At 40.6% G+C, this 20107-nt stretch carries 12 protein-coding genes; 9 read left to right on the top strand and 3 right to left on the bottom strand.

Annotation, left to right across the window (positions count from 1 at the left end; genetic code table 11):
- Window positions 1–45 precede the first annotated feature (45 nt).
- Window positions 46–3255, top strand: a complete 3210-nt coding sequence (locus tag SYJ56_RS04260; RefSeq protein WP_323832395.1) for a SusC/RagA family TonB-linked outer membrane protein — start codon at window positions 46–48, stop codon at window positions 3253–3255.
- 13 nt (window positions 3256–3268) lie between these two features.
- On the top strand, window positions 3269–5008 hold the full coding sequence (locus SYJ56_RS04265) for a RagB/SusD family nutrient uptake outer membrane protein (protein ID WP_323832396.1): 1740 nt from the start codon (window positions 3269–3271) through the stop codon (window positions 5006–5008).
- Window positions 5009–5055: 47 nt separating this feature from the next.
- On the opposite strand, the gene SYJ56_RS04270 is transcribed toward SYJ56_RS04265, so the two are convergent.
- Window positions 5056–5493, bottom strand: coding sequence for an integrase core domain-containing protein (locus SYJ56_RS04270; RefSeq protein ID WP_323832397.1), 438 nt, complete (start codon window positions 5491–5493; stop codon window positions 5056–5058).
- Window positions 5494–5805: 312 nt separating this feature from the next.
- Window positions 5806–5928, bottom strand: a complete 123-nt coding sequence (locus SYJ56_RS25890; protein ID WP_416377779.1) for a hypothetical protein — start codon at window positions 5926–5928, stop codon at window positions 5806–5808.
- Between the two features lie 161 nt (window positions 5929–6089).
- On the opposite strand from SYJ56_RS25890, the gene SYJ56_RS04275 reads away from it, so the two are divergent.
- The 4 genes from SYJ56_RS04275 (at window position 6090) to SYJ56_RS04290 (ending at window position 15797) form a co-directional block, all read left to right on the top strand.
- On the top strand, window positions 6090–6401 hold the full coding sequence (locus SYJ56_RS04275; protein WP_323832398.1) for a transposase: 312 nt from the start codon (window positions 6090–6092) through the stop codon (window positions 6399–6401).
- 572 nt (window positions 6402–6973) lie between these two features.
- A complete protein-coding gene (locus SYJ56_RS04280; RefSeq protein WP_323832399.1) occupies window positions 6974–10261 on the top strand; it encodes a SusC/RagA family TonB-linked outer membrane protein in 3288 nt (1095 codons plus the stop codon).
- 52 nt (window positions 10262–10313) lie between these two features.
- Entirely contained in the window at window positions 10314–12044 is a 1731-nt protein-coding gene (locus SYJ56_RS04285; protein ID WP_323832400.1) for a RagB/SusD family nutrient uptake outer membrane protein, read from the top strand.
- 228 nt (window positions 12045–12272) lie between these two features.
- Window positions 12273–15797, top strand: a complete 3525-nt coding sequence (locus SYJ56_RS04290) for a VCBS repeat-containing protein (RefSeq protein WP_323832401.1) — start codon at window positions 12273–12275, stop codon at window positions 15795–15797.
- Here SYJ56_RS04290 and SYJ56_RS04295 read toward each other — a convergent pair whose 3' ends face one another.
- Entirely contained in the window at window positions 15798–16559 is a 762-nt protein-coding gene (locus SYJ56_RS04295) for a creatininase family protein (RefSeq protein ID WP_323832402.1), read from the bottom strand. It abuts the gene before it with no gap.
- A 265-nt stretch (window positions 16560–16824) separates the two neighbouring features.
- Between SYJ56_RS04295 and SYJ56_RS04300 the strand changes: the two genes are divergently transcribed.
- Genes SYJ56_RS04300 through SYJ56_RS04310 form a run of 3 tightly spaced genes read left to right on the top strand, consistent with a single transcriptional unit; the run spans window position 16825 to window position 20089 of the window.
- On the top strand, window positions 16825–17808 hold the full coding sequence (locus SYJ56_RS04300; protein WP_323832403.1) for an isoaspartyl peptidase/L-asparaginase family protein: 984 nt from the start codon (window positions 16825–16827) through the stop codon (window positions 17806–17808).
- Window positions 17805–18548: a copper homeostasis protein CutC gene (locus SYJ56_RS04305; protein WP_323832404.1), complete on the top strand. Its 744-nt coding sequence runs from the start codon at window positions 17805–17807 to the stop codon at window positions 18546–18548. The genes SYJ56_RS04300 and SYJ56_RS04305 overlap by 4 nt, the downstream gene beginning before the upstream one ends.
- Window positions 18545–20089: an FG-GAP repeat domain-containing protein gene (locus SYJ56_RS04310; RefSeq protein ID WP_323832405.1), complete on the top strand. Its 1545-nt coding sequence runs from the start codon at window positions 18545–18547 to the stop codon at window positions 20087–20089. The genes SYJ56_RS04305 and SYJ56_RS04310 overlap by 4 nt, the downstream gene beginning before the upstream one ends.
- Window positions 20090–20107 lie beyond the last annotated feature (18 nt).

The raw sequence follows: 20107 nt of genomic DNA on the forward strand, positions 1-20107 counted from the left end.
GAAAAGTATTTGAATTTAACCTTGTTACCCAATCTATCTATGTTTATGAAAAATATTTGCAAAAATCTAAGTGCACTAATGATGCTCTTGGCTATTTCGAGTACGGTTGTACTCGCTCAAATCAATGTTTCAGGAAAAGTTTTAGATGAATCTGGAATTGGACTGCCAGGTGCAACTGTAACTATAAAAGGAACTACTACAGGGGTAGTATCTGATATTGATGGAAATTACAGTATTGAAGCTTCTTCCAATGAATCAATACTTGTGTTTTCTTTCGTTGGGTATGCTACATTGGAAGAAGTGGTTCGGAACAGATCCTCGATCAATGTTCAATTGGAACTATCAGAAAGGTCACTACAGGAGGTTGTTGTGACTGGTTATGGAGCTCAGTCTAAAAGAGATATTACTGGGGCAGTAACCACAGTGGATACAGACGAATTGCTTTCTATTCCCGCTACTACATTTGCTCAGCAGCTTCAAGGAAGAGCTGCCGGGGTGAACATTGTCAACGATGCTACTCCAGGGGGTGAAGCCACTGTGCGTATCAGAGGCTTTGGCACCATCGGCAACAATAATCCTTTATATGTGATTGACGGTGTACCTACAGAGAGACAAGGCAATCTCAACCCCGCCGACATTGAATCTATTCAAGTGTTGAAAGACGCATCTGCTGCTTCTATCTATGGATCAAGAGCTGCAAACGGTGTGGTTATCATTACTACAAAAAGAGGGAAAGTAGGTAAGACAACAATTTCATTCAATACCTATTATGGAACTCAGCAGTCTGGAAATTCTACGGAGGTGTTAAATTCAGCAGAACTTGGTCAGTATTTGTATCTAGCTGATATCTATGCAGGCAAAACTCCAACTCACGGACAATATACTTTTGGTCCAAATGGAGAAGTTGGGATTCCTGATTATGTTTTTCCAAGTGGAGCTATGAATGGCGACCCTGCTACTGACCCTGAGCTTTATTCGTTGAGACCGGAAAATATTTATGCAATCACTAAGTCAGCTGATACCAACTGGTGGAATGAGGTGACGAGATCTGCGGCTATTAAAAATTATCAAATTTCTGCAGCTGGTGGTACTGAGAGCGGTCGATATGCTTTGTCAGTCGGATATTTCAATCAAGAAGGTATCATCAAGTTCATTGGTTATGAAAGATACTCTTTGAGAGCTAACACTGAGTTCAAAGCTCTTAACAATAAATTGACGATTGGAGAAAACTTTTCGGTAACATTTGATAACAGAAAAGGAGGGTTTGGAAATCAGAATGAGCAAAATGCCGTATCTGGATCTTACAAGCACCATCCTTTGTTGCCAATATATGATATCGCGGGGAATTTTGCAGGAAGTAGAGGGGCTAACTTAGGGAATAATTTCAACCCTTTTGCAGTGCTTTCACGTCAGCAAGACAACAGAACTTACAGAATCAGGGTTTTTGGAAACGCTTATGCTTCTTATGATTTCACTGACAATATCCAATTTAAAACAAGTCTAGGTATTGATACAAATATAAGTAGAGGAAGATATCTAGGTCGCCCTCAGCCTGAATATGTAGAAGGAAATTTCATCAACAGTACCACTGCAACTAGTGACTATCAGTATCAGTGGGTTTGGTCAAATGTCTTAAGCTATACGAAGACGTTTAATGACATTCACAAGGTGGACGTGTACGTCGGAACTGAAGCGATCAAGGAATTTGGTGAGTCTTTCTCGGCAGGAAGACAAAGATTTGCATTTAACTCACCTGAAATCCTTAGCTATTTGGATTTAGGTGATGCAACCACAGCATCTAACTCAGGAAACGTATTCAGAGATTACAGCTTGTTTTCTCAGTTTGGTAAATTCAATTATTCTTATGATGACAAATACTTAATCCAAGTTATCGTAAGAAATGATGCTTCTTCTAGATTCTTGTCAGCATCAAGAAGTGCGGTTTTCCCTGCATTCAGTTTGGGATGGAGATTGTCTGAGGAGGCTGCAGTCATATCAGCATTGCCTTTTGTGACTGACATGAAATTGAGATATGGATGGGGTAAGACTGGTAATCAAGCTATTGGTGATTACAATGCCTTCACTACCTACAGATCTAATATTTTCAATGCTGGATATCCTATTGATGGATCCACTTCTTCACCGACAATCGGGTTTGATGCACAAAAATTCGGAAATCCTAACGCTAAGTGGGAAACAACTACCTCTAACAACCTAGGATTGGATGTTTTGATGTTTGGGGATAAGGTTAATTTTGAGTTTGATGTTTGGCAGCGAGTTACTACAGACATGCTATTTACTATTCCTATTACTTTCACTGCAGGTGATGCATCAGCTCCTTCTTCAAATGTGGGTCAAATCACAAATAAAGGAATTGACCTAAATCTAGGTTATAAAAACACGGACAGAGGTGGAGATTTTAGTTACAGTGTTTCTGGTAATATCTCAGTGTATAGAAATGTGGTGGATAAATTGGATGACAATGAAGGCACCAGATTCTTCGGATTTGGATCAAGAGTTCCGGCGGTAACTTTGACTCAGGCAGGATTGCCATTGTCGTCTTACTATGGCTTCAATGTCCTAGGAATATTCCAAACTCAGGAAGAGGCTAATTCTCATGCTTCTTACGGAAGCTATAATGCTCCGGGTAAATTCAAAATAGAAGATGTAAATAACGACGGAGAGATTACTGACCTCGATAGAACCGTAATTGGAAATCCGCATCCAGACTTTACGTATGGCATCAATGTGAATTTGGGTTACAAGAACTTTGAGTTTACCATTTTCGGTAATGGTTCTGTAGGTAATGATATCTTTAACTATGTTCGATACTTCGCCGATTTCAACACATTTCAAGGTAACAGATCAAAAGATGCTCTTTATAACGCATGGCAACCAAGTAACCCATCAGCGCCTAAGTCGCAGTGGGTAGCAACTAATCCGAATGCCACAGCTCCTATTATGGATGCGAATGATCAAGTAAGTAGCCGTCCATCAAGCTACTTTATTGAGGATGGTTCTTATTTCCGAATCAGAAACATTCAATTGACTTATAATTTGCCTACTGCTACCTTATCTAGAATTGGGTTTGGTCGAGCATCCTTATATGTACAGGGACAAAATCTAATAACTATTACCAAATACTCAGGTCTAAATCCAGAGATTCAGACAAATACTGATAATACACTAGGATTTGATGGCGGATATATGCCGGTATCTAAGAATTTCTTGGTAGGTTTTAATCTAAATTTCTAAAAATATTTCTGATATGAAAACGATATATAAATTACTATCATTTGTAATTTTTCTACTCGTTACAATTAGTTGTAATGATGAATTCTTAACAAATGAGCCACAAGGACAATTCTCATCCAGCGGATTGGCTACTGAAGCTGGGGTGGAAGGACTTTTGTTGGGCTCTTATAAAATGCTATCAGGTACTGGACTAGATGGCCAATCTCCATGGGAAAATGATGTTCAAAACTGGGTGTTTGGTGGTATAGCTTCAGATGATGCTTATAAGGGCACAGATGCGGGTGATCAGCCTGAGCAGTCTTTTATTGAAGCGTACGATTTTCAGGCTTTCAATAATCACATCAGAAATAAGTGGAGAGGCCTTTATAAAGGCATTGCAAGAGCAAATGATGCACTTAATACCTTGAAACAAGTAGAGAATGTTAGTGAAGCTACTAAAACTCGTATCATTGCAGAAGCAAGGTTCTTGCGAGGTTTCTTTCATTTTGAAGCTAGAAAAATGTGGAAAAGTCCACCATATATCAGTGACGATATTTTTGACATCAATGATGTAGAAAGCACAAAAGTCCCTAATGATGTGGAAATCTGGCCTGCAATCGAAGCTGATCTTCAAGCTGCTATGGAAAAACTACCTGACACGCAAGCTCAAGTAGGTAGACCTACCAAATGGGCTGCTATGGCATTGCTGGCAAAAGCTAAAATGTACCAGGGATGGGACGAAAACGGAAATGCCAACCCTGTCAAACTTACTGAAGCTAAGGCTCTTTTGGATCAAATCGTTAATAGCGGAAAATTCACGCTTGTAGATAAATTCCAAGACAACTTCTTGGTTGCTACGCGTAACAATGCTGAGTCTATCTTTGAAATTCAATACGCGATAAACAGTGCCAACGACCAGGCTTCAAATCAGGGAGTGGGTCTTGCGCATCCATACATCGATCCATGGGGATGCTGCGGGTTCTACCAAGCATCTCAAAACTTGGTGAATGCTTTCAAAACGTCTACTTCTGGACTTCCTCTTCTGGACAACTTCAATAATTCAGATGTGACTTGGCAAACTGAGTTTACTGGTTTCCTCGATCCTAGAATCGATCATTCTTTAGGTAGACCAGGTATTCTTTTCAAAGATTTCAAAATTCATGGTACAGATTTCGTGAGAGACCTTTCTTACGCAGGCCCTTATTCTTCTATGAAACATGTAGCAGAAAAAGCAGCTTTTGGTGTTGGTGGATGGGGTAACCTGACAGCTAATAACTACAGGATCTTGCGTTACAGCATGGTTTTACTATGGTTGGCTGAGGCTGAAGTTGAGATTGGAAGCATTGATAGAGCCAGAGAATTAGTGAATATGATCAGAACTAGAGCTGCAAATCCAGATAGTTTCGTTCCTAAAGCTATCCAGGGAAGTTCGAGAAATGATTTTACCATCATGGAGGGTGTACCGGCTGCGAATTACAATATCAAAACCTATGATACTCCTTGGACGGATAAAATCGTTGCCAGAAAAGCTGTAAGATTCGAAACAAGACTTGAATTTAGTATGGAAGGACATCGCTTTTTTGATCTTCAAAGATGGGGTGTTTCTGATGAGGTGTTAAATGCCTACCTAGCAGTGGAAAAGAACAAACGTCAGTACTTGGATGGAAAATCATTCACTAAGAACAAAAATGAATATTTCCCTATTCCACTTGAGGCAATAGACAGATCATTGAAAGATGGTGAACCAACTTTGACCCAGGATCCTAATTATTAATTTGATTGACTAGTCCTGAAAAGACGTTACAGTTTTTAAGGATAAATTTAGATAGCATCGGGTTTCGACTTGGTGCTATTTTTGTTTTTGTAGGTTCTAATCTTTATGGTGCTTTGCAGGTGCATTTTGTTTGGTGTTTCCATCCGACAGCTCCAATGCGGCCTTTTATTATTGTAAATATAAATAGACTCTTCTATCAGTTTGTTCATCAGTTCTAAATCATGGATTGTGATTCCCAGAATAAATTCATGTTTCAGGATTCCGTTGACTCTTTCTGCCACTGCATTTTGGTATGGATCATAGCTTTCTGTCATGCTACAGCTGACTTGATGCTTTTCCAGCAAGGTATGGTAGAGGTCACAGCAGTATTGCAATCCCCGATCAGAGTGATGAATGAGCTGCTTTTTTGGATGTTTGCGATTAGCTATCGCCTGTTCCAGGGCAGCAACTGCTCCGCAGGCATTCAGACAGACTTTGTGATACATTGAACCCCATTATTTTCTTTGAATAGGCATCGGTAACCAGAGACAGGTACATCGGATTTGCCCTGGTGCCAATGTAGGTAATGTCAGAAACCTATACCTGTTCTGGGCTCACGATAGGAAGAGACTCAAGCAAGTTTTTATGCTTTCTAAACCGATGGTGTGAGTTGGTTGTGATGTGGTATTGCCTTTTAGGGACAATATGAAGATGATTGGCCCTGACGATGGCAAACAGACGATCTCTTCCCACCCCCATGTCCTTTAACTCCCCATAGAGGAGATGGTACAATTTCCGGGTACCGATCCGTGGCATTCTCATCCGTACTTTTTTATCATAGTCACCACTTCAGTAGCCACCTGACGGCTCTGCCTCTCTCTTTTAACGGCCCGGTAATACTCCTGTCTGCTAACCCCAAACAACCTGCAGGTTGCTGTCACGCTTTCTTTTTGTTCGATTTTGTATCGATCGACTGTTCGGGTAAAGACTTTTTCTGATCGGATTTTTAAACTCTTCTTCGGCAATATCAATCATCAACCGCCGAGCTCTCCTTCACAGGGTTTGAAACGCCTTTTTATAATGGCTTAAACCCCTCCAACCGATGCGGCGTTCTCGGATCCCGTGGGACCAGCCGGTATGCCTGTTTAACAAACGTAACCCAGCAAAATCCACCGGAAGGCCTGCTTTGAACCCCAAAGTTTTGATCGGTGCGGTGATCATCAAGCATATGCTTAATCTGGACAACCGTGAGACCGTCGCTCAGATTACTGAAAACATGTATCTTCAATATTTAAACGAAGGGCAGACGTATGCAATTGAATTTGATCTGGGAAAGTTCTTCGATAAAGTAAATCACTTTAAACCGAGGTCGCATTACTGCAATTGGATAAAGCAATACACGCTAGTGAATTAATTTATCAGAAAGCATTGGTTGATCCGATTTTTGAAGAAATCAGGTCTTCTGATGATTTTTTTCAAATATTCAGGCCATCTGTTAGCATAAATGAAAAATAAGTAACAATTATTTAATATCTCGACTAGCAATGACAAGAAAGAATTTTTGAATTGTATTATTTTGGTTTTTGGTAAACTCATTAAATACGCTAAATTGGAGCTGTGTAAGCTATCCATGGTGTAGATATCTACAGTGATTCTGGAAAACCCCAAATTTTATTTTAGCATTTGAATTTGAATTTCGTTTAAGAATCTTTAACATTGGTGCTTTAGTACAATTAACGTAACCCAAAATATTTGCCTATGACCTATTTTACTTAGAAGTAGTGTGCCCTCCCCAAAGCATCTTCCGATGCTCTCAAACCTAAAGGTTCTTAATTAGTCGGCTTAATTGCCAAGGTATAATTGCAGTTTCTTCTTGAATTCCAAGAGGAGATTTTATGCAATTATTTTGAGCAAGATCGCAAACGATTGCATTAACAAATAAGAAAAGACAAGTTTTTGAAATTAATCTTGTTACCCAATCTATCTATGTTTATGAAAAATATTTACAAAAATCTAAGTGCACTTTTAGTGCTCCTAGTACTAACCGGTGCGGCTGCCTTTGCGCAAAAAACCGTAACGGGTACAGTCACAGACGAATTTGACATAGGACTTCCCGGAGTCTCTGTGCTCGTCAAAGGTACGACCACTGGTACAGCGACAGACATTGACGGCAAATTCTCTCTCAATGTCCCTAATGACCAGTCAGTTCTTGTTTTCTCTTTTATCGGTTACGGTAAAGTGGAAGAAATTATCGGCAACAGAAGTATAATTGACCTCAAACTGATGCCTGATGAGACTTCGCTTACAGAGCTGGTTGTAACTGGTTATACAATTGATAGCCGAAGAGAAACAACGGGTGCTATCGCCACAGTTGATGCCAAAGATTTGGCAGTAATTCCAACTGGTAACGTAGAGCAGGCACTTCAAGGCCGTGTTTCTGGTGTTACAGTAATTACAAACGGTCAGCCAGGTACTACTTCAATTATTCGTGTCCGTGGTTTTGGTTCCTTTGGTGGTAACCAACCTTTATACGTTGTGGATGGAGTCCCTGTGGGATCTACGGATTTCCTTAATCCAGATGATATCGAATCCACTACTGTATTGAAAGATGCGGCTGCTGCTTCCATTTATGGAGCTAGGGCTGCTAGTGGTGTGATTATCTATACTACAAAAAGAGGGAGAAGAGGAAACCAAAAGCTAAGAGTTGATTACAACGGAATGTATGGTGTAACTACTCCTGGTTCAGGAATCGATATGATGAATCCTCAAGATCAGGCAGATTACACTTGGCTTGCTGAGACAAATGCTGCAGCTGCAGAAGGTAGACCGGTGAACTATACTCACCCTCAATTTGGTACGGGTTCTTCACCAGTGTTGCCATACTACATTAGAGTAGGCGCTGAAGGTGGTGTTGCAGGGCCATTTTCACAAGACAGATTGGCTGAGGAGGCTGCAAAATACAACGTAGACCCTAATAAGGGATCTGTGTATCAATTGGTAAGAGCAGCTACGGGAGAAGGAACTGATTGGTATGATGCCATTACTAGGGTTGCCCCTTTAAATCGACACTCTTTAGGAATAAATGGTGGGTCTGAATTCAGCAGATTCTACATAGGATTAGGTATTCAGGATCAAGCAGGTATCCTTCAAGGAAATACACTCCGTAGAATGAGTATGAGAGCGAACTCCGAGTTTGATGTAACTAACAAAATTAGAATAGGTGAAAACTTCCAAGCGACTTACAGAAGAGCATTAGGTATAAGTGGAGGAAACGGTGGACAGGGTGTGTCTAGAGATGAAAACGCAATTTTATCTGCTTTCCGTATGCCTACTATCATTCCTATTTACGATGAATTCGGCGGATATGCTGGTACTGCAGCTCAAGGTTTTAACAATCCAAGAAACCCAGTAGCAGAAAGAGATGCACTAGAAGACAACAGAAGTTTTAATGCAAACATTTTCGGAAACGTATATGCGGAAGCTGATATCATAGATAATTTGACTTTCAGATCATCTATTGGTGGTCGATATGATAATTTTTACTTCTACAACTATTCAAGACGTTCATACGAGAACTTGGAGAATAATTCAGCTTTCGGATACGGTGAAGGATCAGGCTATAATTTTGCATGGACTTTTACCAATACACTAGCTTACAAAAGGACATTTGAAAAGCATTCATTTGACTTCTTGGCAGGTATGGAGGCATTGAATACTGGCTCTGGTAGAAATATCAGTGCTTCAGGTCAGAATCCATTCTCACAAGATCCTGATTTTATTACGATCTCGAATCTTCCGGTTTCTACTAGACAAGTAAACTCTTCTTTGTTCAAAGGTGTAAACTTCTACTCAATCTTTGGTAGATTAAATTATACCTACAATGACAAATATCTTTTCAGTGCGGTTGTTAGACGTGATGGTTCTTCAAGATTTGGAGCTAACGCTAGATTTGGTGTATTCCCTGCATTTTCAGCAGCATGGAGAATTTCATCTGAAGGATTCTTGGCAAACTCTACTTGGATGGACGAATTGAAAATCCGAGGTGGTTGGGGACAAATGGGTAACTCCAATAACGTAGATCCGAACAACCAGTATTCATTGTTTGGTGGAGATATCGGAGCTTCTTCTTATGATATTACTGGATCTAACTCCTCTGCACTTATCGGTTTTAGAAGAACTAGAATTGGTAACCCTAATGCACAGTGGGAAACTGCTGTAACTCAGAATATCGGGTTTGATGGTACCTTTTTCAATGGGCGTATGGATGTGATATTTGACTTATGGAGAAAGGATACTAAAGATTTATTATTTCAAGTTCCTATTCCTTCAACAGCAGGGTTCAACGCAGCTGCTCCCGCAGTTAATATCGGAGAAATGCTAAATCAAGGGGCTGATCTATTGGTGCAATTTAGAGGTAATCTTTCCAGTGACTTCACTTATGAAGTATCTGTGAATGGTTCATTGTTGAAGAATGAGATCGTTTCTTTGGCTCCAGGATTGACAGTAATTACTTCTGCTAACCCTGGATTTAGAGGAATAGAGCCAATCAGAAATATGGTAGGCGAATCTCTTTCCTCATTCTTCGGATACGAAGTAGAAGGATTGTTTAGCTCTACACAAGATGTAGACAACCATGCTACTCAGGACGGAGCTGGTATAGGGCGATTCAAATATAGGGATATCAATGGTCGTGATGCAGATGGTAATTTAACTGGTATGCCTGATGGAAATATTGATGCAGATGATAGAAAGATTCTAGGTTCTCCAATCCCTGATTTCACTGGGGGTATGAACTTCACCTTGGGCTACAAAGGCTTTGATCTATCAGCTTATGTATATACTTCTATTGGAAACGAAATTTGGAACCAGTCTAAGTGGTTCACTGATTTCTATTCTACATTCGAAGGTGCGGCTACTTCTGAGCGTTTGAAAGATGCCTGGACCCCTCAAAATCTTAATGCAACTATTCCAATTGTGGAAAAAGCAGCAAACTTCTCTACTTCTAACGTGGGTAACTCCTTCTATGTAGAAGATGGTTCTTATCTGAGGTTGCAGAATGTGACCCTTGGCTATACGTTGCCAGCTCCACTATTGGAAAGATGGAAACTGGAGAGATTGAGAGTATTTGCTTCTGCAAATAACTTATTCACTATAACCGGATACGAAGGATTAGATCCTGCAGTAGGCGGTGATGCTGATTTGACGTTTGGTATCGATGTAGGTAACTATCCGGTTACACGTGGTTATACCTTCGGTCTGAACTTAAGCTTCTAAGCTGTACAATTCAACTAGAATCGAGTTATAGAAACTATAATTGATTAATAATATGAAAAATATAAAATTAAAAGTCGGCGCTATAGTAGCATCCACACTATTGATGGTTGCGGTAAGTTGTAGCGATGATTTTCTGGAAATTGCGCCTACAGGTCTTTTGGCTGAGTCGCAATTGACTTCCTTGGCAGGCTTGGACGCATCCTTGATAGCTGCTTATTCTCAGGTGAACGGTAGAGGCCAAAGAATGGCGTCTCCTTCCAACTGGGTATGGGGAAGTATCCGAGGGGGTGATGCAAATAAAGGTACTGACCCAGGCGATTTCAACACTATCAACCCAATCCAGCGTTTTGAGACAGATGCTACTAATGTGATTCTTCTCGAAAACTGGAATGGATTATATGAAGGAGTTGCAAGGTCAAATAACGTTTTGAGACTTCTTTTATCCAAAGGAGAAGATGTAACGGATGCTGATGTAGTACGCTTATCAGCTCAGGCGAGATTCTTAAGAGGGCATTATTATTTCCAATTGAAGAGAAATTTTAATAATGTACCTTATGTAGACGAGACACTTGATTACGGAACTGGATTGGAAGATGTGGTCAACAATGTGGATATATGGCCTATGATCGAAGCCGATTTCCAATATGCGGCTGATAATCTGGCGGATACTCAATCCCAAGTGGGTAGAGTAAATTCTTGGGCAGCCAAAGCTTACCTAGGTAAGGTTTACATGTATCAAGGCAAGTTCCCACAAGCAAAAACACTATTTGACGATGTAATCAATAACGGTGTGACTAGCAGTGGTGATAAATATGGTTTACTGGATAATTATGGAAATCTATTTAGAGGTGAATATGACAATAATCTTGAGTCTGTTTGGGCCTACCAATCTGCCGCGGGAACTGGCTCTGTGAATAATGCGAATCCAGAGTTTGATCTGAATAATCCATATAACTCAGCCGCTCCTGGAGTTTGCTGTGGGTTCTTTGCGCCAAGTTTCACCTTTGTGAATTCCTTTAGGACAAATTCTAATGGACTTCCTTTATTGGATGAATCGTATAATTCTTCTGCAAACCGGGTGAAGAATGATATGGGTGTTGCTACTGACGCTGCCTTCAGTATTGATCAAGGCCCAATTGACCCACGTGTGGATCACACTGCAGGAAGAAGGGGTATTCCATATATTGATTGGGTGGAGCATCCAGGGCAGTCTTGGATAAGACAGCAGTCTTTTTCAGGTCCTTATTCTGTAAAGAAATTTGTGTATTCCAGAACTGAAGTTGGTACTTTTCAGGATAACAGTTCTTGGACTCCTGGCTACACAGGAATTAATTTCAATATTATTCGATTTGCAGATGTGTTGCTAATGGCAGCAGAGGCAGAAGTAGAGACTGGCGGTCTGGAAAAAGCCAGAGATTATGTGAATATGGTAAGAACAAGAGCGATGAATTCCAAAGTGATGAAGCTGGACGGTTCTGGTCCGGCAGCTAATTATCAGGTTGGCCTATATACTACTCCTTGGAGTGATCCTGCGGCAGCCAGAGCTGCTGTACGTTTCGAAAGAAAACTGGAGCTGGGTATGGAAGGACATAGATTCTACGATTTGGTAAGATGGGGTACTGCCTCCGAAGAATTAAATGCATATTTGGCATTTGATGGAGCTCTGCTTCTAAATGCATTAGGCGGAGCCACTTATACAGACAAACATGTTGTTTTACCAATACCTCAAGCACAAATTGACTTGTTAGGACCGGATATTCTGATTCAGAATCCTGGATTCTAATTACTAGATTATTATTATTTAAAAGAGGCTGTCTCAGAAGTAGGGACAGCCTCTAATTTGTACGGGTAGGTATCTGAGAAAAATTCCAAATACTCAAATGTCAGGCTGTTGATTTAAGTTATGAGACAACCTCTTTTTTTGTTACTATTCCTAAAAAGCGAGGTTTTATTTCGCTTATGCTCTAAAAGTGCTAATATCAGCGCAACCCAAGTACCCAACCTATTTACTATGAAGTTTTCTTTCTTTAGCCTTTTGGTTTTGGCCTTTTTGGCCTTTTCATCTTGTAATAAAGAAGCTACGTTATTTGAACTGATCCCATCCAGCAATACTGGAATTGATTTTAATAACGATATTGTAGAATCTGACTCATTCAATATCCTCACTGATGAATATATTTTTAATGGTGGGGGATTAGCAGTTGCTGATTTCGATAACAATGGATATCCCGATCTGTATTTTACTGGAAATCAGGTTTCTAATAAGTTATACTTGAATTCCGGAAAATTCAACTTCGAAGATGTTACAGAATCAGCTGGAGTAGCTACTGATGACCAATGGTGTACAGGTGCTGTCGCGGTTGATATCAATGGCGATGGCTGGATGGACATATATGTTGCCTCTGCGATGAAACTTGGCCCTGGAGAGCGTAATAATCTGCTTTTTATCAATCAGGGAAAGGATGAATCCGGCAAAATTACTTTCAAAGAAATGGCTTCTGAATATGGTATAGCTGATTCTGGTAATGCTATGTGGGCTGCTTTTATAGATTATGATTTAGATGGCGATCTGGATTTGTATGTGCTAAATAACGAGCAAAGCCGAAGTGTACCAAGTAACTACCGCCTGAAAATAACTGACGGGTCAGCTATTAATAATGATAGGTTTTATAGAAACAATGGCGATGGTTCCTTCACAGATGTTACCATAGAGGCAGGGATCACCATTGAAGGTTATGGGCTGGGCTTATTAATTTCGGATCTGAATAATGATGGCTGGCCAGATATTCATGTCAGCAATGATTATGTGACCAACGACATTCTTTATATCAACAATCAGGACGGTACTTTTTCCAATCAATCCAAAGAGATGCTGAGGCATCAGAGCCAATTTTCTATGGGGGCTGATATTTCTGATTTTAATAATGATACTAGACCTGATATCATTACCCTCGACATGCTGGGGGAAGATAACTATCGTAAGAAAACCACCATCGGGAACAACTCTTACCAGGTATATCTAAGTAATGAGCAGTGGGGCTATGAATACCAGTACGTGAGAAATATGCTCCATATGAATAATGGAGCAGACGTGCCTTTTAGTGAAATAGGCATGATGGCAGGCATCTATCAAACGGACTGGAGCTGGGCGCCTTTGTTCGGTGATGTGGACAATGATGGTCATCGTGATCTGTTAGTAACTAATGGGTTCCCCAGAGATATCACAGACAAAGACTTTGCGAATTACCGTGCAGATGTAGGCAATATTGCATCAGACAGGCAGCTGCTAGACTCTATTCCAATCGTGAAAATTCCAAATTACGCTTTCAAAAATAAGGGCGATTTAACTTTTTCAGATGAGGGAAGTGCTTGGGGTTTGGACAAACCTTCGTTCTCCTATGGAGCGGCTTTCGTAGATTTAGACAATGATGGAGATTTGGATTATGTGGTGAATAATATCAACGATCCGGCATTTGTCTTTGAAAATACGCTTAAAAATAAAGAGCAAAAAAATAACTATCTGCGGATCAGATTAAAAGGAACACAGCTTAATCCCCAGGGATTGGGAGCTAAAGTTCTGATTTCCTTTCCAGATGGCAGTCAGCTCTACCAAGAGCAGCAGGTAGTAAGAGGCTATATGTCCTCAATTGACGAAGTAATGCATTTCGGAGTAGGAGATGTAGCCGAAATTTCATCTATTCAAATCATTTGGCCTGATGGTAAAGAAAGTGTTCTGGACAATGTGACATCTAACCAACTTGTTGAAGTTGCCTATTCAGAGGCAAAACAAGGAAAGAATCAGGTCGCTATTATTGCTTCAGAATCGCGAAACGCACTTTTGAAAGAAGTTTCCTCTACCAAAGGTTTGGACTTTACACATGAAGAAGTGGATAAGATTGACTTTAATATTCAGCGGATAATCCCGCACAAACTGAGTCAGTATGGCCCGAGCTTAGCTGTAGGAGATGTGAATGGTGACGGAATCGAGGATTTGGTAGTAGGCTCAGCTTCTGGCTTTGCCCCTCATGTGTTTATCCAGGATAATGACGGAAAGTTCTCAGCAAAAAATCTAATTCCAGCGGAAGGGAATTTCTTCGAAGAAATGGGAATACTGCTTTTTGATATTGATAACGATTCAGATTTGGATATGTATATGGTAGGTGGAAGCAATGAATTTTTGGGAGATGATACTCCATACACAGACCGGGTGTTTTTAAATGATGGGAATGGAAACTTTACGCTTGATCAAAACTTCTTATCGGTGAAGGCAAGTGGATCGGCAGTAAGGGGAGCGGATTTCGATGGGGATGGATTTATGGATTTGTTCGTGGGTGGTAGAACTCCAATTACACAGTATCCTTATCCGGACAAAAGCTATCTTCTTCGAAACGTCAATGGTGAACTTCAGGATGTAACGGATGAAATGGCTCCTGGCTTGCGCAAAGTGGGAATGGTGACTGATGCCATCTGGTCAGATGTGGATGCCGATGGACTAGTGGACTTAGTAGTGGTCGGGGAATTGATGGAGATTTCTATTTTCAAAAATTCGGGAGATCGATTTACAAAACTTGAAAATACCGGTCTTGAAAATTACTTGGGTTGGTGGAACTCTATTACCTCCGGTGATTTTGATCAAGATGGAGATACTGATTTTGTAGTAGGTAATCTAGGAGAAAACAACTCACATCACCCAACAGCTGAAAGACCAGTTAAGATTTACGCTAAGGATTTTGATAATAATGGGAGTGTGGATCCAGTCACTTTTGCTTATTACAAAGATCGTGAAGGCAATTACAACTCTTTCCCGAGCCATTTCTGGGGTGATTTGTATGGGCAAAGTCCCATGTTTAGAAGGAAGTTTGAGCGCTACAAATTGTATGCGCTAACTACTGAGCAGTCTCTTTTTTCCGAACAAGAAAGAGAGGGAGCTCTTATTCTTACAGGTAATTATGACAAGACAGCATACATTGAGAACCTTGGTAACGGAAAATTCAAAGTCAGCAGACTCCCTACTTTGGCCCAAGTGGCTCCGGTAAATGGATTGACTACGGGAGACATTAATGGTGATGGGTTTCTTGATGTGATTTTGGTGGGGAATGATTACGGCAATGAGATCTTTGTTGGAAGACTTGATGCTCATCTGGGCTTGGTATTATTAGGTGACGGAAAAGGAGAATTCACTCCTATGAGTCCGCAGGAAAGTGGTTTTATGGTTCCCGGAGATGGGAAAGCATTAGTGAAAATAGCTTCAGCTCAAGGTAACCCGCTTCTAGTAGCTTCTCAAAATCGAGGAAAACTCCTGATGTTCCAGCATCAAAACAGCCAGACTAGCAGGACAATCACGCTAGAGCAGGATATAATGGCAGTAATACTGGAATTGGAAAATGGTCAAAAACAAAGAATTGAAACCAGCCTTGGGTCTGGATTCTTATCACAATCAGGAAGAGAAGTCATCCTTCCACCAGGGGTGAAAGGAATCCAATTGCAGGATTACAAAGGAAATACTACACCTGTAGATATGAATTCCTTGGATTGATCAGGTATATAATTGGCCTGCCTTTGCATCACAAATATCTACCATAAGCTCAGCAACTTTATCCGTTACGTCTTCAAAATATTTCCTTCCTTTCTCAGGGGAGGATTTTTTTGGATTACCTATTCCTGTGTCTTCCGATACTTCTGACCATTTTCGCTCTGCCCAGGCCCATTTTTCCTGCACGCCTTTTATCACTGACTTTTTCTCTTTTCCATCTCCAGCTTGCTCAAGCGGCAATACTAATTCGGGATGCAGGTGCATAATAATGGATGTTTCCATTTCATCGGCATGATCGCCTGCTTCTTCAAAATACCTAGTCTTGTCCAATGCCTGAAACCAATTGCAAGTGAAGAGCATCATTTCAGGAAACTGAAGCCCAAGCTCACGGAGCATTGTTTTGAAGTCATTTCCACCATGGCTGTTTACAATCAACAGTTTCTTAGTTCCCTGTCGATCTAGAACGGTAATAATATCCTTTAGAATCAGCAGCTGTGTACTTGGATTCAGATTGATATCCAAATAAATATCGGATTGCCCAGTATTCACACCAAAGGGAATTGTAGGCATAATCGTGACATTTGCTCCTTTTTCCCACGCTTTCCTTCCTGCCTCACTAGCTACAGCGTTAGCTTCATACACATCAGTACCATAAGGCATGTGATAATTATGGGCTTCAGTTGCTCCCCAAGGCAATACGGCTAAGTCAAAACGATGATTTTCAAGTGTTTTCCAGTTGGATTCTGCAAGTAGGTAGGGTTTCATATGTTTATAATTGTTTTTCAGTGGCCATATGGAATCTCGCATACCAGATAATCATTCCTCTGTGTAACTCTTCAGTTATGCTCGATTTCATGTATTTATTTTTGTTTTCTAATGGTAAAATGGAATTGGCAAGGCGGTTTTTCAAACTAAGTTGGTGCTTCTCAATCTTGCTTATTTCAAAAATTGATTTGAAAGGAAATGAGGGATGGTTAGCCTAATTAGCTCCAATTTTAATAATTTAAGACCTGATTCTAAATTAACTCGAATGTCACAAAGAAGAAAATTTATCAAGCAATCCCTGATGGGCTCTGCATTATTTATACCTGGAGTATCTACCATAGCTGAGACTAAAGCAACTTCGCTTTTCAAAGGAGAAAAACCACTTATCTTATCCACTTGGAATCATGGATTGCCAGCCAATGCTGCTGCAGTGGAAAAACTGAAAGCGGGAGGAAGTATAGTGGATGCTGTGGAAACTGGCGTTAAAGATACGGAGTTAGATCTGAGTAACTTGTCCGTAGGCTTGCAAGGCTTACCAGATAGAGAAGGCATTACTACATTGGATGCTTCTATCATGTCTGGTGATGGTTCATGTGGATCAGTGGCTTTTGTAAGGCAGGTGAAGCATCCCATCACACTTGCCCGAATGGTGATGGAAGAGACTCCTCATGTGATGCTTGCAGGGGAAGGGGCTCGTCAGTTTGCGATTGCTCAAGGAATGGAGATGGAGAAAGAAGAACTAAGTCCAAACGCTAAGGAAGCCTATGAAAAATGGAAAGTTACGAGTAAGTACAAGCCGATAATCAATATTGAAAATCACGATACCATCGGAATGATTGGAATGGATGCCATTGGTAATTTGGCTGGAAGCTGTACTACAAGTGGATTGGCGTATAAAATGCATGGAAGGGTAGGAGATAGCCCGATTATCGGAGCTGGACTATTTGTGGATAATGAAGTTGGCGCGGCAACTGCTACTGGTCTGGGAGAATCTATCATCCGGATTTGCGGAAGTTTCTTGATTGTGGAATTGATGCGTCAGGGGCGTACTCCTCAGGAAGCTTGTGAAGAAGCTGTGAAGCGCTTGATTTCAAAAAATAAAGACATTAAGGATATACAGGCTGGTTTTCTTGCCATGAATAAAGATGGAGAAGTAGGGGCTTATGCAGTACATCCAGGCTTCAACTTTGCGCAAGCGACATTACAAAACAATATGATGATAGATTCCAATTCGCATTTCAAAGGATGAGCAAAATAATATTAGAGTCTCCAGTTTTTAATGTAGAAGCAGCTATGGATGCAGCTGAATTTGGTGTTGATCGATTGGAACTCTGTGCTAATTTTCCGGAAGGAGGAGAAACTCCAAGTGCAGGAATGCTTAAGTTTCTGAAAACAGAAATTGATATTCCTGTATTTGTCATGATTCGGCCAAGAGGTGGTGATTTTGCTTATTCTCAGAAGGAAATGATGGTGATGAAGCGCGATATAGAAATACTGGGTGAGCAAGGTGCGGATGGTTTTGTGTTCGGGGTGTTGGACAATCAAGGTTTTGTGGACAGTGATTCTTGTAAATCACTTTTAAGAGCGGCCTCTGGAAAGCCTTGTACATTTCACCGAGCTTTTGATGCATCAGCAGATTATTTTGATTCTTTGGAGAAAATTATTTCATGTGGCTTTGATCGTATTTTGACTTCTGGAGGTAAAGATTCTGTAACTGATGGATTAGCTACGATGAAGGAATTGTTGGTAAAAGCTCAGGATAGAATCAGTATTATGCCAGGTGGAGGCACTAAGCCTGAGCATGTTTTGGAGTTGAAAAAAACCGGTTACTTGAAAGAAGTCCATGCTTCATGTAAGACCTGGAGACCTTCGTCTAATCAATTTGTAAATCCTGATTTATCTTTTTCGGATGATCCAAAATCATTTACCCATCACCTTAGAATAGATCAGGAAGTAGTTAATGATTTTTTGAAGGTAATAGGCGAATGAAGTTAAGAAGCCTGATTGTTATATTTGTAGCGGTAATCTTGGATTCCTGCAGCCCTATTTCGGAGCGGAAGCAACCGCCACCATCTTTGGAGCTATTAGCTTCTATGGATTTGAATTTAAGTGGTGAGCAGCTCGCGAATGCCTATTGCGCAAGCTGCCATGTAAAGCCTGAACCTGAAATTTTGGATAAAAATACCTGGCAGGAAAAAGTGCTTCCTGATATGCGTAAGCGCATGGGGCTTTACTTACCAGATGATTTTGGGCAAGCTTTGCCAGAAGATTTGGGAGTCCCCCCTGGAGTTTATTCCAAAGTTCAATTAATTCGAGGTAAGGATTGGGAGAAGATACTTGCGTATTACTTGGAGAATGCGCCAGATTCACCTTTGCCCCAACAGAAAAAAGCAGTACTGATCAAAGGGATTCCGGGTTTTCAAATATCACAACCGGAATTTCAAAGAACCAAGGGAAATCTGTCCACCATGCTTCATGTAAACCCCCAATCCGGTGAATTGTGGCTCGGAGATCGTTTAAAAGTTATTTACATCCTAGATCCTAAGAATGGTTTTCAAATCAAGGATTCTATTCCCACAGAAGTTGCTCCAGTGGATATCAACTGGAACGAAGATGGTACGTTCGATTTGCTGACCATGGGTAGAATGGATCCCTCTAATGACACCTTGGGAAAGGTTTCGGAATTCTGGAACGAAGCTGGAACTTGGAAAAGTAAAGAACTATTGACCGACTTGATCCGACCTGTAAATCTGGCAGTTGCAGATTGGGATGGGGATGGAGAGCAAGATCGAGTGGTGTCGCAGTTTGGAAATCACTTTGGGAAGATGAGTATTTATCTTTCGGGACCTTCTGGAGAAAGTGAAGTGATTTTGAGCTCTGAGCCTGGGGCAAGACGTGCCATTGCAGTTGATTTTGATAAAGACGGGGATTTAGATGTACTTGGGTTGATGGCGCAGTCCAAAGAAGGGATATATGCATGGTTAAATGAAGGAGCAAGCCAATTTAAAGAGAAAGCGATCCTTCAATTTCAGCCTGCATTTGGATCCAGTGACTTTAGGTTTGTAGATGTGAATGGGGATGGGCACAAAGATATTATTGTGGTGAATGGTGACAATGCGGATCTGTCACAAGTGCTCAAAAACTTTCACGGCGTTCATATCTATTTGAATGATGGTGAAAATGAATTTGAGGAATCATGGTTCTATCCTATGCACGGAGCAAGCGGGATTGAAATCGCGGATTTTGATGGAGATGGTGATCAGGATTTCTTTGTGTTGTCATTCTTTCCTGATGATTCGCAAAAGCCAAAGCAGAATTTGGTTTATTTCAGACAAAATGAAAAGGGTGAGTTTGATCCATTTATACTGAGTGAAACCGTTGAGGGAAATTGGCTGACTATAACTTCGGGCGATGCTGATTTGGATGGTGATATTGATGTAATGGTAGGAGCATTCGAATTTGATGATTTATATAAGGGAGCAACTAAACCTTGGAGACCATTTATTTACTTAGAGAACAAACTAAATTAAAATTTTGAAGTAGTGATT

This window comes from Algoriphagus aurantiacus (assembly GCF_035156405.1).
GTDB classification, from domain to species: domain Bacteria; phylum Bacteroidota; class Bacteroidia; order Cytophagales; family Cyclobacteriaceae; genus Algoriphagus; species Algoriphagus aurantiacus.